Origin of the sequence: Streptomyces sp. NPDC021225, from assembly GCF_044332865.1 — a bacterium.
Lineage (GTDB): Bacteria > Actinomycetota > Actinomycetes > Streptomycetales > Streptomycetaceae > Streptomyces.
In genome coordinates, this window is record NZ_JBIRPV010000009.1 from 40,799 (window position 1) to 55,339 (window position 14,541).

The window sequence follows — 14,541 nt, forward strand, 5'->3', positions numbered from 1 at the left end:
GGGTGGCCGGCCGCGCCGGCTATACCCCGAAGGCGTCGAGGCAGGCTTCGACGGCGAGGACGCCACCGAGACCGAGGACCGCGAGGGTGGTGGTGTAGGTGGTGCGTGCCTTGATGGCGTCGATGACGGAGAGGTTGAAGTACTCCTTGAACATCCAGAAGCCGGGGTCGTTGACGTGGCTGAAGGCGATGGAACCGCAGGAGACGGCGAGCACCATCATCTCGGGGTGGACTCCACTGCCCGCGACCAGCGGCTCCACCACACCGGCGGCGGTGACGACCGCGACGGTCGCCGATCCGAGGGCGATCCGGAGGATGACGGCGATCAGCCACGCAAGGATGATCGGCGAGATGTTCCAGCCCTCGGTGACGTCCTTGATGTAGTCGGAGATCCCGCCCTCGACGAGGACGCCCTTGAAGGCACCGCCCGCGCCGATGACCAGGAGGATCATGGCCATCGCCTGGGCCGCGGAGTTGCAGGACGCGCTGACCTCGGAGAGCGACCGGCCGATGCGCGGGCCGAACGCCCAGACGGCCAGGAGCAGCGTCAGCAGCAGGGCGACCGGCGCGGAGCCGATGAAGGTGATGAAGGGCCGGGCCGGGTTGGACTCGGACACCGCCATGTCGTACACCGCGGCGAACGCGATCAGCACCACCGGGACCAGGGCCACCGAGAGGGACCAGCCCATGCTGGGCATCTCTTCCTCGGTGAAGGTGCGCTCGGAGACCAGGCCCTTGGGCATGGTGGGGTTCATCTTCCTGACGAACGGGAGGCGCGGCCACACCAGCGCGATGAGCGCTCCGAAGGGGATGGCGAAAAACAGGCCGTAGAACAGCGTCAGTCCGACGGAGGCGTGGAAGGTGGCGGCGACGGCGGTGGGGCCCGGGTGGGGCGGCAGGAAGCTGTGCATGGTGGACAGGGCGATCGACATCGGGAGCCCGACCCACAGCAGGTTCTTTCCGGTGACCCGGACGATGGTGAACGCCACGGGCACGATGATCACGAACGCGACCTCGTAGAACATCGTCACGCCCAGGAGCATGGCCGTGACCACCATGGCCACCTGGACCCGGCGCAGGCCGAAGGTGTCGATGAGTTTTCCGGATATTCGCTGGGCGGCGCCGGAGTCTCCCATGACGCGGCCGAGCATGGCGCCGAGCCCGACGACGATCAGGGTGTCGCCGATCTGCCCTCCGACACCCTCGCCGAGGACGTCCGGGATCTTCTCCATCGGGACGCCTCGGACCAGCGCCACGGCGACGGCCACGAGGAGGAGGGAGATGAAGCCGTTCAGCTTCACCTTGGTCATCAGGAAGAGCAGCGCCAGGACGCTGATTCCGACTACGACAAGAGGCATGGGTCAGTTCCCCTTTGAACTGCACTCAGGAAGTGGCATCCGGTCCGTTGGACGGGTTGGAACACGTGCGGACCGGGCGGAGGGAGATGTGGGGGATGGCCCGGTCATGGCCGACGGCCACGCCGGTCGGGCCCTCGTCGCAGGCTGCGGCGGGAGGCTGGGCCGGGCGGCGCGTGCGGCCGCCCGGGTCCCATGGGTGTGTCAGATCGTTATCGGCCGGTGTTCAGTGGCCGGTGTTCAGTGGCCGGTGTTCAGTGGTCGGCCACGAGGCTCAGCCCGTGTGCCAGGAGCTTCTCCAGGTCGGCCAGGTCTTCGGGGCCGGGGTCGACGAGCGGGGCGCGCACCGGGCCGACCGGCTTGCCGCGCAGCCGGGCGGCGGCCTTCACCAGGGACACGGCATAGCCGGGCACCCGGTCGCGCAGCTCGACCAGCGGGACGAAGAACTCGCGCAGCAACTGGTCCATGCGCTCGTCGTCGCCGTCCTGAAACGCGGTGAAGAACGCGTTCGCGATCTCGGGCGCGAAGGCGTGGACGGCGGAGGAGTACGGGGACACGCCGACGGTGGCGTATGCGCGGGCCTGCACCTCGGCGGTGGCGGCCCCGTTGAAGAACAGGAGGTCGTCGGGCGCGGCGAGGGTGAGCCGCTGGAGCCGGTCCAGGTCGCTGTGGCCGTCCTTCAGACCGATGACGGTGGGGATCTCCGCGATCCGGCGCAGGCCGTCGATGGTGAACGCCACCTGGTCGCGCTGGTAGGCGATGAGGGGCAGCCGGGTCCCGGCGGCGATCCGGCGCACCTGCTCCACCAGGCCGTCCTGAGGGGCCTTGAGCAGATAGTGGGGGAGCACCAGGGCGGCGTCCGCGCCGGCCTCCTCCGCGATCCGGGCGAAGCGCAGCGCCTGCGCGTAGCCGTAGCCGATGCCCGCGACCACCGGCATGCGTCCGGCTGCCACGTCCACCGCGGTGGTGATCACCTGGCGGTACTCGTCCTCGTCGAGGGCGGTGAACTCTCCGGTGCCGCACGCGGGGAACACCGCGCCGGGTTCGGTGTCCAGCTGAGCGGTCAGATACTCGCGATAGGCGGCCAGGTCCAGGCTGCCGTCCTCACCGAAGCTGGTGAGCGGGAAGGACAGCACGCCGCGCGCCATGCCGTGACGCAGCCGCTGCGCGACTTCCTGGGCCGCCGTGTTCAGAGTCATGAACTCGTCTCCACATACATGCATTTGGTCTAGATATGAGAATGGAGGTTAGGGTGGCCCATCCAACAGGTCAATGGGTGGGCGACCCGATTTCCTCGAGGCGTACGTTCAGGGGCGCGAGCCGAGCTCGCACTCCGCCTGTGTCCAGGCCCGGGCCTGCTCGCTGAGGGTGATACCGAGTCCCGGCCGGGAGGACACATGCATACGGCCGTCGCTGATGTGCAGGCGCTCGTTGAAGAGCGGCTCCAGCCAGTCGAAGTGCTCCACCCACGGCTCGTACGGGTAGGCGGCGGCGAGGTGGAGGTGGATCTCCATCGCGAAATGCGGGGCGAGCTGGAGGTGCTGGTGTTCGGCGAGGGCGGCCAGTTTCAGGAACTGGGTGATGCCGCCGATGCGCGGGGCGTCGGGCTGGATGATGTCCGCGGCCTCGTTGCGGATCAGCTCCCAGTGTTCGGCCACGCTGGCCAGCATCTCCCCGGTGGCCACCGGGGTGTCCAGCGAGGCCGCGAGGGCGGCGTGGCCACGGGCGTCATAGGCGTCGAGGGGCTCCTCGATCCAGATCAGCCCGAACTCCTCGAGGGCGCGCCCCATGCGCTGGGCGGTGGGACGGTCCCACTGCTGGTTGGCGTCGACCATGAGCGGCACCTCGTCGCCCAGGTGTTCGCGCACGGCGGTCACCCGGCCCAGGTCCACCTTGCCGTCGGGGTGGCCGACCTTGATCTTGATGCCGCCGATGCCCGACGCCAGCGAGGCGGAGGCGTTCTCCAGCAGCTGCTCGGTGGGCGTGTGCAGAAAGCCGCCGGAGGTGTTGTAGCAGCGGACCGAGTCGCGGTGAGCGCCCAGCAGCTTGGCCAGGGGCAGCCCGGCCCGCTTGGCCTTCAGATCCCACAGGGCGATGTCGAAGGCCGCCACGGCCTGGGTGGACAGTCCGCTGCGTCCGACGGAGGCGCCCGCCCACACCAGCTTCGTCCAGAGCTTGGCGATGTCGCTGGGGTCCTCGCCGAGCAGCGTCGGGGCGATCTCCTTGGCGTGCGCGAACTGGCCGGGGCCGCCGGCCCGCTTGGAGTAGCTGAAACCGATGCCCTGATGGCCCCCCTCGGTGGCGAGCTCGACGAAGAGGAAGGCCACCTCGGTCATCGGCTTCTGCCGCCCGGTGAAGACCTTCGCGTCGCTGATGGGAGTGGCCAGCGGAAGGGTGACCGAGGACAGCTTGATCCAGGAGATCCTGTCGAGGGTCGCCTCGCCTGCCTGCTGCGCGGCAAGTGCCGTCGTTTCCGGTTTGCTCATTACTTAGCGTTCCCTGTGAGTGCGAGCGGGGCGACCGGCCCCTGAGGTGGCCCGGTCGCGGTGTCGCGGGCGTGTCTCGCTCAGCCGCCCCTTGACGCTAAGTGGTGGATTGATCTCCGTCTAACTTAAAATTTGTATGCGCTGATACAGGGAGAGCATCATTGTTCACTCTCGCTCAACTCGCCAGTTTCGTGGCGGTCGCCGAGGAACTGCACTTCACCCGGGCCGCCGAGCGGCTCAAGATGACCCAACCACCGCTGAGCCGCCAGATCCAGCTGCTCGAGAACGATCTGCGGGTCCAGCTCCTGGACCGCACCAACCGCTCGGTGCGGCTCACCCCCGCGGGGCGCGCCTTCCTGACCGAGGCCCGCCGCATTCTGCGCCAGTCCGAGTACGCGGCGCTCGCCGTCCGGCAGGTGTCGACCGGCGAGGCGGGGACCATCGCCATCGGTTTCACCGCGGCCAGCGCCTACTCCACACTCGGCACGCTGCTGGAGACCGCCCGTACGGCCATGCCCCGCGCGGAGATCGTGCTGCACGAGATGGTCACCCGCGACCAGCTGGAGGCCCTCGCCCAGAACCGGCTGGACCTCGGGCTCGGCCGGCCCTCGGTCACCGGCCCGGACCTGCGGTCCCGCCCGGCCGTGCGTGAGCGGCTGCTCGCGGCGCTGCCCAGCGACCACGCCCTGGCGGCGCGCGAGGGACCGCTTCAGGTGGCGGACTTCGACGGACAGCCGTTCCTGATGTACTCACCCACGGAGGCCCGCTACTTCCACGAGCTGCTGATCAGCATCTTCAGCGCGGCGCATGTGGCCCCCGTCTTCTCCCAGTACCTGAGCCAGGTCCACAGCATCCTGGCCCTGGTCAATTGCAGCCTGGGGGTGTCCCTGGTGCCCGAGGCCGCCGCGCGGCTGCGCTACGCCGACGTCGTCTTCAAGCCGGTCGAGCTGGACACCCCCAACCCCGTGGAGCTCAACCTCGTCTGGCGCGAGACCAACGACAACCCGGTCCTGCACGCCCTGCTCCGCCACCTGTGAGCGCCGCCGACGGAGTTCATCCCGTCCGGTAGAGCGCCGTGAGCAGCTCGATCGCCGACTGGGCGGCGGGGTGCGGATCGTCCCGCCACCAGGCGAGCCGCACCGCGATCGGCTCGGCGTCGCGCACCGGGCGGTAGGCCACGCCGGGCCGCGGGTACTGGTTCGCGGTGGACTCCGCCGTGATGCCCACACAGCGGCCGGTGGAGATCAGGGTCAGCCAGTCGTCGACGTCATGCGTCTCCTGGGTCGCCGGACGCGAGCCGGACGGCCACAGCTCCGTGGTGGTGGTGCCGGTCCGCCGGTCGATCAGCAGCGTGCGCCCGCTGATGTCGGCGAGCCTGAGCGAGCGGCGCCGGGCCAGCGGATCGTCGGCGGCCAGGGCGCACAGACGCGGCTCAAGACCCACGATGGCGGAGTCGAAGCGGCGGTCGTCCAGCGGTCTGCGCACCACGGCCAGATCGCAGACACCCTCCGCCAGCCCCGCGGTGGCGGAGTTGACGCGGACCAGCTGAAGCTCCGTCTCGGGCCGCGCCTGGGCCCAGCGGCGCTGAAAGGCCAGCGTGTGGCGGCCCACCGCCGACCAGGCGTAGCCGATCCGCAGCCGCCGGTGGCCGGAGGTCGCCTCCCGGACCAGGCCGTCCACCTCCCCGAGCACCCGCCGGGCGTGCGCCACCACGCGCAGACCGGTCCCCGTCGGCGTCACCTCGCGGGAGGTCCGCAGCAGCAGCCGCGCGCCGAGAGCGCGCTCGAGCGAGGCCAGCGTGCGGGACACCGCCGCCTGGGAGACGCCGAGCGCGATGGCGGCATCCGTGAAACTGCCCTCGTCGACGATCGCCACGAGGCAGCGCAACTGCCGCAGCTCCACATCCATGGCCCGAGCCTTATCCATGACTCAAGCGTATAGATCCCGCCGTCGATGCATTTTGCGCAAGAGCCTGGCCGCCGCAGGATCGGGGCATGCGAGCAGCCTCCGCACACCGGCCCGCGCCGGTCGTCTCCGCGCCGAAGCCCGAGGGAGCGCGCCTGGCAGGCGTGGCCACCATGGTGGGCAGCGGCCTGTCCAACCAGATCGGCGCCGCCACCGGGTCCCTCGCCTTCCCCGTCCTCGGGCCCCTCGGCGTCGTCGCGGTACGCCAGTACGTGGCCGCCGTCGTCCTGATCGCCGTAGCCCGGCCCCGGCCGCGGACCTTCACCTGGCGGCAGTGGTGGCCGGTGCTGCTGCTTGCCCTGGTGTTCGGGACCATGAACCTGTCCCTGTACAGCGCCATCGACCGGATCGGCCTGGGGCTTGCGGTGACCCTGGAGTTCCTCGGCCCGCTCACCATCGCCCTGGCCGCCTCGCGCCGCCGCGCGGACGCGTGCTGGGCGGTCGTGGCCGCGGCGGGCGTCGTCACCCTGATGCGCCCGCGGCCCTCCGCCGACTACCTCGGGATGGGCCTGGCCGTGCTGGCCGCCGTCTGCTGGGCGTCCTACATCCTGCTCAACCGCACCGTCGGCCGACGCATCCCCGGCGCGCAGGGGTCGGCGGCCGCCGCCGGACTCTCCGCCCTGATGTTCCTGCCCGTCGGCATCGTCCTCGCCGTCCGGCAGCCGCCGACCGCGGCGGCCGTCGGCTGCGCCGTCGCCGCCGGGGTCCTCTCCTCGGCCGTGCCGTATCTCGCGGACCTGTTCACCCTGCGCCGGGTGCCTGCCCAGGCCTTCGGGCTCTTCATGAGCGTCAACCCCGTGCTCGCCGCCCTGGTCGGGTGGATCGTCCTCGGGCAGCGCCTGGGGTGGATCGAGTGGGCCGGCATCGGGGCCGTCGTCGTCGCCAACGCGCTCAGCATCATGGGCCGGGCAAAGGCGGAGCCGACGGGCCGGTAGCCGGACGGGCCGCTGGTCCACCGGCCCGCTACGGCCGCGCCGTCGTACCGCGGACTTCCAGGGCCGGGGTGGTGAGGACCACCTCGGCGGGGCGGGAGGGGTCGGCGATCCGGTCGAGCAGACACCGCGCGGCGCGGCGGCCCACGTCGTGGCTGGCGTTGTCCACGGTGGTGAGCCACAGATGGCGCAGGCCCGAGAGATATGTGTTGTCGTAGCCGACGAGGGAGAGGTCGCGGGGCACCTGGAGGCCGAGCTCCTCGGCGGCCGACAGGGCGCCGACACCGGCTATGTCGTTGAACGCGAAGACGGCGGTGGGCCGCTCCCGGGCGCTGAGCAGCCGGACCGTGGCCCGGTAGCCGCCCTCCTCGGTCAGGTCGCCCTGCTCCACGGTCGCCGTCCCGGCCAGCCCGCGCTCGCGCATCACCGCCTCGAAGCCGCGGCGGCGCAGCTCGCCGACCGCCCCCGGCCCCGCGATATGGGCGATGCGCCGGTGGCCGAGGCCGATGAGGTGTTCGGTGGCGAGGCGGGCGCCGTGCTCGTCGTCGCCCGCGACGATGTCCACCCCGGGCAGCACCGGCTCGCGGGCGCCCGCCACCACGGTCGGCACGCTCCCGGCCGCGGTGGCCAGCGCCTCGGCGGCCGGGAGCGTGCCGACGGCGATCAGACCGTCGACCCGCAGATCCGTGAAGGTACGGGTGAGGTCCTCGCCGAGCCGCCGGTTGAGGTGTCCGTCGGCCAGCAGCATGCGCAGACCGGAGTCGTGCAGCCGGGAGTTGAGGCCCTCGAGCAGCTCCACGAACCAGGGGTTGCGCATGTCGTTGAGCAGGACCCCGACGGTGCGGGTGCGCCGCTCACTGAGGCTGCGCGCGGCGGCGTTGGGCCGATAGCCCAGCTCCTCGACGGCGGCGAGGACGGCCTGCCGCTTCTCCGGGCGCACGTGGTCGGAGCCCCGCAGCACCAGGGAGACCAGCGACTTCGACACTCCGGCGCGTTCGGCGACATCGCGGATCGTCGGTGGTCTCATGGCCTGGACCGTTCCATAGCGCGTGTCGGGTTGTCAAAGGGATTGACAGGTGCGGAGATGGTCTTCAGTGTGGGCCGGGAACATTTTGGAACGGTCCAAAGAGGGGCAGTCATGGTGAGTACGCTCGGCGTCGCCGTCGTGGGGTTCGGCTGGATGGGACGGGTGCACACCCAGGCGTACGCCCGGGTGCCGCACCACTTTCCCCAGCTGCCCGTACGGCCCGAACTGGTCGCCGTCGCCGACGAGGTGCCCGGCCGCGCCGAGGAGGCCGCCGAGCGGTACGGCTTCGCCACCGCGGCCCGGGACTGGCGGGAGATCGCCGCCGACCCCCGGGTCCGGGCCGTGAGCATCGCCGCCCCGAACTTCCTGCACCGCGAGATCGGCACCGCCATGGCCGAGGCGGGCAAGCACATCTGGATCGAGAAGCCGGTCGGCCTGACCGCCGAGGACGCCCGCGCGGTCGCGGACGCCGTGGCCGAGGCCGGTGTCCAGGGCGCCGTCGGCTTCAACTACCGCAACGCGCCCGCCGTCGCCGCCGCCCGCGAGCTGATCGCCGCAGGGGAGATCGGCGCCGTCACCCATGTCCGCATCCGGCTGTTCAGCGACTATGCCGCCCACCCCGAGGGGGCCCTGACCTGGCGCTACGAGCGCGAGCGCGGCGGCAGCGGAGTGCTGGGCGACCTCGCCTCGCACGGCGTGGACCTGGCCCGGTTTCTGCTCGGCGAGATCGAGTCGCTGGCCGCCGACACCGCCGTCTTCGTGCCCCAGCGGGCCCGCCCCACCGGGGCCACCGCCGGCCACACCCGCTCCGCCGGTGGCGAGCTGGGCCCGGTGGAGAACGAGGACTACGTGTCCTGTCTGCTGCGCTTCGCCTCCGGCGCGCGGGGCGTGCTGGAGGCGAGCCGGGTCTCGGTCGGCGAGCAGAACAACTACGGCTTCGAGATCCACGGCACCAAGGGCGCGGTCCTCTGGGACTTCCGTCGCATGGGCGAACTCGGCGTCAGCCGTGGCGACGCCTACCAGGACCAGCCCGTCAGCACCCTGTACGTCGGCCCCGGACACGGCGAGTACGCCGCCTTCCAGCCCGGCTCGGCCAACAGCATGGGCTATGACGACCTCAAGGTCATCGAGGCGTACCACTTCCTGCGCTCCATCGCCGAGGGCACGCCGCACGGCGCCACCCTGGACGACGCCGTGCGCAGCGCCGCCGCGCTGGACGCCATGGCCCGGTCCGCCGAGCGGAGCACCTGGGTGAGCCCGGCCTAAGGCCCTGTCCGACGCTCACGCGGGCGGCGACAGCCACTCGGCGATATCGGCGACGACGGCCGGGTCGACGTGGTGCGCGGATTCGTATTCGGCGGGCGTGGACGGCCCCGAGCCCGGGAAGAACAGGTGGTTGTCGGCCTCGTACACGCGCGTCGTCACATCCGGGCGGTGGGCGAGCCCCGCCCGCCACCGCGCGAGATCGTCCGCGACGGTCACCTGGTAGTCGCGGCCGCCCTGGAGCACGAGCATCGGTGTGCCCAGGGCCGCAGCGGCCGCGACCGGGTCGTAGCCGCGCAGGTCCAGCCAGTACGCGGCCGACAGGCCGAGCGGCAGCGACTCCGCGGGTGTCGAGTGCGACAGGCCGGGGCTGTCCACCACCGCGGCCTGTCGCGTCAGCGCCTCGACGGCGGCGTCCGCGGCGGGCCCGGGGGCCAGCGAGGCGAGATGGCGCGCCACGCGGACGGCGGCCCGGTGCATCGGCTCGGCGTCGCCGGCCAGCAGCACCAGACCGGCGACCGAGGGCTCGGCCGCCGCCACCCGCGGGGCCACCTTGCCGCCCATGCTGTGGCCGACCACGAAGATCCGCCCGGGATCCACGGCCGGCCGGTCCTGGAGCGTCCGGACGGCGGCGACCGCGTGCGGCACATACTCGTCGGCCATCGTGAAGTCGTGGTCGTCCGCCACCCGCCCGGGGTGGGCGTACGTCACCTTGTCGAAGCGCAGCACCGCCACGCCACGGCTCGCCAACCCCCACGCGAGATCCTTGAGCGGCTTGTTCGGCCCGGCGCTCCCGTCGCGGTCGAACGGCCCTCCGCCGCCGAGCAGCACCACGCCGGGCCACGGGCCGTCCCCGCGCGGCAGACTCAGCGTGCCGGACACGGCGAGCGGAGCGTGGCCGAGCGTCACGGCGCTCTCCTCGAACCGCTCCGGAGCGGCGTACGGAGGCGGCGTCCACGGCGCGGTGGCCGCGGGCGCGAACCGCAGACCGTTCAGGCTGCCGGTGTCGTCGACCGACATGACGACGGTGAGGCCCCCGCGTTCGCAGGACACCGGGACACTCACCCTGACCCGTCCCGCCCCGGGCGGCTCGGCCACCGGTTCCCCGATGGCGGTGACCGCGCCGTGCTTGCCCAACTCCACGCTCCAGGCGAGCCGCAGCGCCTCGGCGGACACGGCCGCGCGCAGCGTTGGCGCGAACCGCTGCGCGATCTCGTCGAAGCACCCCTCGCGCGCCATCTCCACGACCGCGACAGCGGTCTTCGCCGGATCGGTCTCCGTCGCCATCCCCGCCTCCCCTTCCTGTGTTCTCATTTTTGCGAAAGGTAGCAGATATGAGATCGTGGGGCGATGGACACGTTGGAGCTGCTGGCACACCCGGTACGGCTGCGGATCGTGCACGCGCTGGGCGGGGGACGACTGCTGTCGACGGCCCAGTTGTCGGCCCGGATCCCCGATGTCTCGAAGGCCACGGTCTACCGGCACATCGAGCTGCTCGCGGCCGGGGGGCTCCTGGAAGTCGCCGAGGAACGGCGGGTGCGCGGCGCGGTCGAGCGCCGGTACCGGCTGCGCCAGGAACGGGCGGTGATCGACGCCGAGATGACGGAGTCGCTGTCGCTCGACGACTACCGGCGCGGCTTCGCCGCGGCGATGGCCACCCTGGCCGCCGAGTTCGACGCCTATCTCGACCGGGAGGGGGCCGACCCGGCGGCCGACCTGGTCGGCTATCGGCAGCACGCGGTGTGGCTCAGCCGGGACGAACTCCACGAGATGATCGGCGAGCTGCGGGGTGCGATCGCGCCCCGGCTGGCCAACACACCCACGGGCGATCGCGCCCGCTATCTGCTCAGCCCGATCCTCTTCCCGGCCGAGGAGCCGTCCGCGGACCCCGACCCCGACCCCGACCCCGACCCCGCCACCGACGGCGGGTGAACTGCCGCGGCCCGTCCACGGCTGCGGCCGGGCTCAGTCGTCCGGATTCCAGGACAGGAGGCGGACCTGCGCGACGGTCCGCAGATGGCGCCGCATGGCCGTGGCGGCGGCGCGGGGGTTGCCCGCGACGATCGCGTCCTGGATGCGCTGATGCTGGGCCAGGGAGCGGCGTGGGCGGCCGGGTTGGCGCAGCGACTCCTCGCGGCTCTCGCCGATCTGGTCCGCGATGGACCGCATGAACTCGGCCAGCAGCGGGCTGTGGGCGGCGGCCGTCACGGCCTCATGGAACCGCCGGTCGCCCTCGGTGCCATGGCGGTCGGACTCGATCTCGTCCTCCATCCAGTCCAGGGCGGACTCCATGGCGGCGAGATCCTCGTCCGTGCGGCGCTCGGCGGCGAGTTCGGCGATCTTGGTCTCCAGCGCCTCGCGGGCGTCGAGCACATCGGGGAGGCGGCGCCGCCGCTCGACCAGCCGCTCCACCGGCTCGGCGTCGAGCCCGTCCCTGAGCAGGTAGGTGCCACCGCCCTGGCGGACCTCCACCAGGCCCTGCACCTCGAGTACGACAACGGCCTGCTTGACGGAGGCCCGGCTGATCCCGAGCCGCCGGGCCAACTCCCGCTCCGGTGGCAGCCGGTCGCCCGCGCGCAGGCCGCCCTCGGCGGCGTAGGCGCGCAGCCGCTCCAGCACCTGCTGGTAGAGACGCTGGCGAGCCATCGGGCGCAGTGCGTCGGTCATACGGACACTCCCTCGGCGTCGAGACGCCTACTGTCCCGGTGACCAGCGGTTCAGTGGCCGGGCGGCACACTGGCCCACTGGCTCACCGGACAAGTGGCTGAGCCAATCTGCTTCCTCAGTATTGACTATGACGCACCGTGGGGCCCACCGTGTTTCCGCCACTGGCCACTCGGCGACGGGAGCTCTCATTGTCCCCCGAACTCATCTCGATCATCGTGCTGGTGGCGGTCTTCGTGCTGGCCACCACGCGCTCCGTCAATATGGGCGCGCTGTCCTTCGCAGCGGCGTTCGGTGTGGGAGAGCTGGTCGCCGACCTTGACGCTGACGGCATCTTCGCGGGCTTCCCCGGAGACCTCTTCGTGGTCCTCGTGGGCGTGACATATCTGTTCGCCCTCGCCCGGGCCAACGGCACCACGGAGTGGCTGGTCCACGCCGCGGTCCGACTCGTGCGCGGGCGGGTGGCGCTGATCCCCTGGGTGATGTTCGCGATCACCGGTGTCCTCACCGCGATCGGCGCGGTGAGCCCGGCCGCGGTCGCCATCGTCGCCCCCATCGCGCTGAGCTTCGCCGCGCGTTACGGCATCAGCCCACTGCTGATGGGGGCCATGGTGGTGCACGGCGCCCAGGGCGGCGGCTTCTCACCGATCAGCATCTACGGCTCGATCGTGAACGGGATCGTGGAACGGGAGAAGCTGCCCGGCAACGAGATCACGCTCTTCCTGGCCAGCCTGGTGGTCAACCTGGTCATCGCCGCCGTCGTCTTCGTCGTCTGCGGGGGCCTGACGCTGCCACGCCACGCGACCGCGACCGCGACAACGGCGCCCCGGCCGGCCGACGACCCGGCCGACGACCCGGCCGTCGAGGGGGCGGCGAGCGGCCTGACCCCCGACCGGGTGGCGACCCTCCTCGCCCTGGTCGCCCTCGTCGTCGCCGTGCTCGTCTTCGACCTCGACGCGGGCCTCGCCGCGATCACCCTCGCGGCGCTGCTGAGCCTGTTCTGGCCCAAGGACGGCAAGAAGGCGGCCAACGAGATCTCGTGGCCGACGGTGCTGCTGATCTGCGGCGTGCTCACCTATGTCGGCGTGCTCCAGGAGATGGGCACCATCGACTACGCGGGCCGGGCCGTCAGCGACATCGGCGTCCCCCTCCTCGCGGCCCTCCTGCTCTGCTACATCGGCGCCGTCATCTCCGCCTTCGCCTCCTCCGTCGGCATCATGGGCGCGCTGATCCCCCTCGCCGTCCCCTTCCTCGCCAAGGGCGACATCGGCGCGGTCGGCATGGTGGCCGCCCTCTCGGTCTCGGCCACCGTGGTCGACGTCAGCCCCTTCTCCACCAACGGCGCCCTGGTGCTCGCGGCCGCCCCCGACGTCGACCGCGACCGCTTCTTCCGCCAACTGATGGTGTACGGGGGCGTGGTGGTGGCGACGGTCCCGGCCGTGGCCTGGCTGGCCATGGTGGTACCGGGCCTGGGCTGACCCGCCCCGAGCCGAGGAGTGCGACCATGACGAAGCCGCAGAGAGCGACCGAGACGCCTGAGGAGCGCCCTGTGGACTGCTTCGTGTGCCGGAAGCATCGCGATGTCACGCTGATGCCGGGAGGGCCGGTGCACGAGGACGAGTTGGTGGTGGTCTCGCATGTGTCACCGCGGGCTCCGGGGCAGTCGGCAGAGGTCTATCTGGGACACCTCCTCGTGGAGCCGCGTCGGCACGCGGCCGGCCTCGCCGACCTCACCGACGAGGAGGCCGAGCGCATGGGGCGCTGGAATGCCAGGTCCGCGCGGGCGCTGCGGGAGGTCGCCGACGCCGAGCATGTGTACGCGGCCGTGATCGGTGACCGGGTGTCCCATCTGCACCTGCATCTCCTGCCGCGCTACCCCGGCACGCCCCGGGAATACTGGTGGACGCGCGTCGACGAGTGGCCACAGGCGCCACGGGGCGGTGAGGCGGCCGCCGCGCAGCTCGTACGACGCCTGAGGTCCCGCTGGTGAGGGGCCGCAGGTGCGTTGCCGCGGCCCGGACATCACGCGGTCATGCGCCGCCCAGCCTGCGGTTGGCCAGGACGGACACCGTGCGCCGGACGGACGTGACCTCGTCGGGGTCCACGTCCCCCACCAGGAGCGCGGGGGCCGCGTCCAGCCGTTGCCGCACGGTGCCGTCGGGGCCGACGAGGGCGCTGTGGCCGATGCCGGTGGGGGCGGAGGACGTGGGCGCGTGGCCGGTGGCGGCGGGGTCGGCCTGGCCGACGGCGGCCAGCCATAGGGTGGCGTCCAGGGCCCGGGCGCGGATCAGCAGTTCCCACTGCTCGCGCTTGCCCGGTCCGGCGCCCCATGAGGCGGGGAGCAGCGAGAGCTGCGCGCCGGCGTCGGCGTGGGCCCGGAACAGTTCGGGGAAGCGCACGTCGTAGCAGGTGGCCAGGCCGATCCGGACGCCGTCGAGGTCGAAGGTGACGACTCGCGAACCCGGGGCCACGGTCCTGGACTCGGTGAAGCCGAAGGCGTCGTACAGATGGATCTTGTCGTAGGAGGTCTCGACCCCGGGGCCGGTGGCCAGCAGGGTGTTGGTCACCCGGCCGTCGGGCGCCGGGGTGAACATGCCGGCCACGACCACCAGGCCGGAGTCCTTGGCGATCTGCCGGACCCCGGTGGCCCACGGCCCGTCCAGCGGCTCGGCTAGTGGCGTCAGAGGGGTGCCGAAGCAGGCCATCGTGGCTTCGGGGAACACCACGAGACGGGCCCCGGCCTCCGCCGCGCGGCCCGTCTGCTCGCGCAGGACGGCCAGGTTCCGCTCGGGATCCGGGCCGGTGGTGAGCTGGCTCAGTGCGATGCGCATGGTGGCTGGGCCTCTCTGT

Annotated in this window: 14 protein-coding genes; 6 read left to right on the forward strand and 8 right to left on the reverse strand. The window is 71.9% G+C overall.

What is annotated here, in order from left to right:
• Positions 1 to 19 precede the first annotated feature (19 nt).
• The 3 genes from ACH4S9_RS33130 to ACH4S9_RS33140 form a co-directional block, all read right to left on the reverse strand.
• Positions 20 to 1,357, reverse strand: a complete 1,338-nt coding sequence (locus ACH4S9_RS33130) for a gluconate:H+ symporter (protein WP_311723232.1) — start codon at positions 1,355 to 1,357, stop codon at positions 20 to 22.
• Between the two features lie 251 nt (positions 1,358 to 1,608).
• A complete protein-coding gene (locus tag ACH4S9_RS33135; RefSeq protein ID WP_398375263.1) occupies positions 1,609 to 2,553 on the reverse strand; it encodes a 5-dehydro-4-deoxyglucarate dehydratase in 945 nt (314 codons plus the stop codon).
• Between the two features lie 108 nt (positions 2,554 to 2,661).
• Positions 2,662 to 3,840 (reverse strand): mandelate racemase/muconate lactonizing enzyme family protein, encoded by a 1,179-nt coding sequence (locus tag ACH4S9_RS33140; RefSeq protein WP_311723230.1) that lies wholly within the window; start codon positions 3,838 to 3,840, stop codon positions 2,662 to 2,664.
• Between the two features lie 161 nt (positions 3,841 to 4,001).
• Between ACH4S9_RS33140 and ACH4S9_RS33145 the strand changes: the two genes are divergently transcribed.
• A complete protein-coding gene (locus tag ACH4S9_RS33145) occupies positions 4,002 to 4,877 on the forward strand; it encodes a LysR substrate-binding domain-containing protein (protein ID WP_361192809.1) in 876 nt (291 codons plus the stop codon).
• Between the two features lie 16 nt (positions 4,878 to 4,893).
• On the opposite strand, the gene ACH4S9_RS33150 is transcribed toward ACH4S9_RS33145, so the two are convergent.
• On the reverse strand, positions 4,894 to 5,748 hold the full coding sequence (locus ACH4S9_RS33150; RefSeq protein ID WP_352127846.1) for a LysR family transcriptional regulator: 855 nt from the start codon (positions 5,746 to 5,748) through the stop codon (positions 4,894 to 4,896).
• Positions 5,749 to 5,834: 86 nt separating this feature from the next.
• Between ACH4S9_RS33150 and ACH4S9_RS33155 the strand changes: the two genes are divergently transcribed.
• A complete protein-coding gene (locus ACH4S9_RS33155) occupies positions 5,835 to 6,740 on the forward strand; it encodes an EamA family transporter (protein ID WP_361192806.1) in 906 nt (301 codons plus the stop codon).
• A gap of 28 nt (positions 6,741 to 6,768) precedes the next feature.
• Here the strand turns inward: ACH4S9_RS33155 and ACH4S9_RS33160 are convergent, their stop codons facing one another.
• Positions 6,769 to 7,764: a LacI family DNA-binding transcriptional regulator gene (locus ACH4S9_RS33160; RefSeq protein WP_398375266.1), complete on the reverse strand. Its 996-nt coding sequence runs from the start codon at positions 7,762 to 7,764 to the stop codon at positions 6,769 to 6,771.
• A gap of 111 nt (positions 7,765 to 7,875) precedes the next feature.
• Here ACH4S9_RS33160 and ACH4S9_RS33165 point away from each other — a divergent pair, with 111 nt between their 5' ends.
• Positions 7,876 to 9,030, forward strand: a complete 1,155-nt coding sequence (locus tag ACH4S9_RS33165) for a Gfo/Idh/MocA family oxidoreductase (protein ID WP_311723226.1) — start codon at positions 7,876 to 7,878, stop codon at positions 9,028 to 9,030.
• A gap of 15 nt (positions 9,031 to 9,045) precedes the next feature.
• Here ACH4S9_RS33165 and ACH4S9_RS33170 read toward each other — a convergent pair whose 3' ends face one another.
• Positions 9,046 to 10,341, reverse strand: coding sequence for an alpha/beta fold hydrolase (locus tag ACH4S9_RS33170; protein WP_311723225.1), 1,296 nt, complete (start codon positions 10,339 to 10,341; stop codon positions 9,046 to 9,048).
• 36 nt (positions 10,342 to 10,377) lie between these two features.
• Here ACH4S9_RS33170 and ACH4S9_RS33175 point away from each other — a divergent pair, with 36 nt between their 5' ends.
• On the forward strand, positions 10,378 to 10,959 hold the full coding sequence (locus ACH4S9_RS33175) for a helix-turn-helix domain-containing protein (protein WP_398375268.1): 582 nt from the start codon (positions 10,378 to 10,380) through the stop codon (positions 10,957 to 10,959).
• 33 nt (positions 10,960 to 10,992) lie between these two features.
• Here the strand turns inward: ACH4S9_RS33175 and ACH4S9_RS33180 are convergent, their stop codons facing one another.
• Positions 10,993 to 11,694 (reverse strand): FadR/GntR family transcriptional regulator, encoded by a 702-nt coding sequence (locus tag ACH4S9_RS33180; RefSeq protein ID WP_311723223.1) that lies wholly within the window; start codon positions 11,692 to 11,694, stop codon positions 10,993 to 10,995.
• A gap of 188 nt (positions 11,695 to 11,882) precedes the next feature.
• Here ACH4S9_RS33180 and ACH4S9_RS33185 point away from each other — a divergent pair, with 188 nt between their 5' ends.
• Entirely contained in the window at positions 11,883 to 13,169 is a 1,287-nt protein-coding gene (locus tag ACH4S9_RS33185; RefSeq protein WP_398375270.1) for an SLC13 family permease, read from the forward strand.
• 26 nt (positions 13,170 to 13,195) lie between these two features.
• Complete coding sequence (locus ACH4S9_RS33190; protein ID WP_398375272.1) at positions 13,196 to 13,681, forward strand: HIT family protein; 486 nt, start codon at positions 13,196 to 13,198, stop codon at positions 13,679 to 13,681.
• A gap of 40 nt (positions 13,682 to 13,721) precedes the next feature.
• On the opposite strand, the gene ACH4S9_RS33195 is transcribed toward ACH4S9_RS33190, so the two are convergent.
• Complete coding sequence (locus ACH4S9_RS33195; protein WP_311723220.1) at positions 13,722 to 14,522, reverse strand: carbon-nitrogen hydrolase family protein; 801 nt, start codon at positions 14,520 to 14,522, stop codon at positions 13,722 to 13,724.
• Positions 14,523 to 14,541 lie beyond the last annotated feature (19 nt).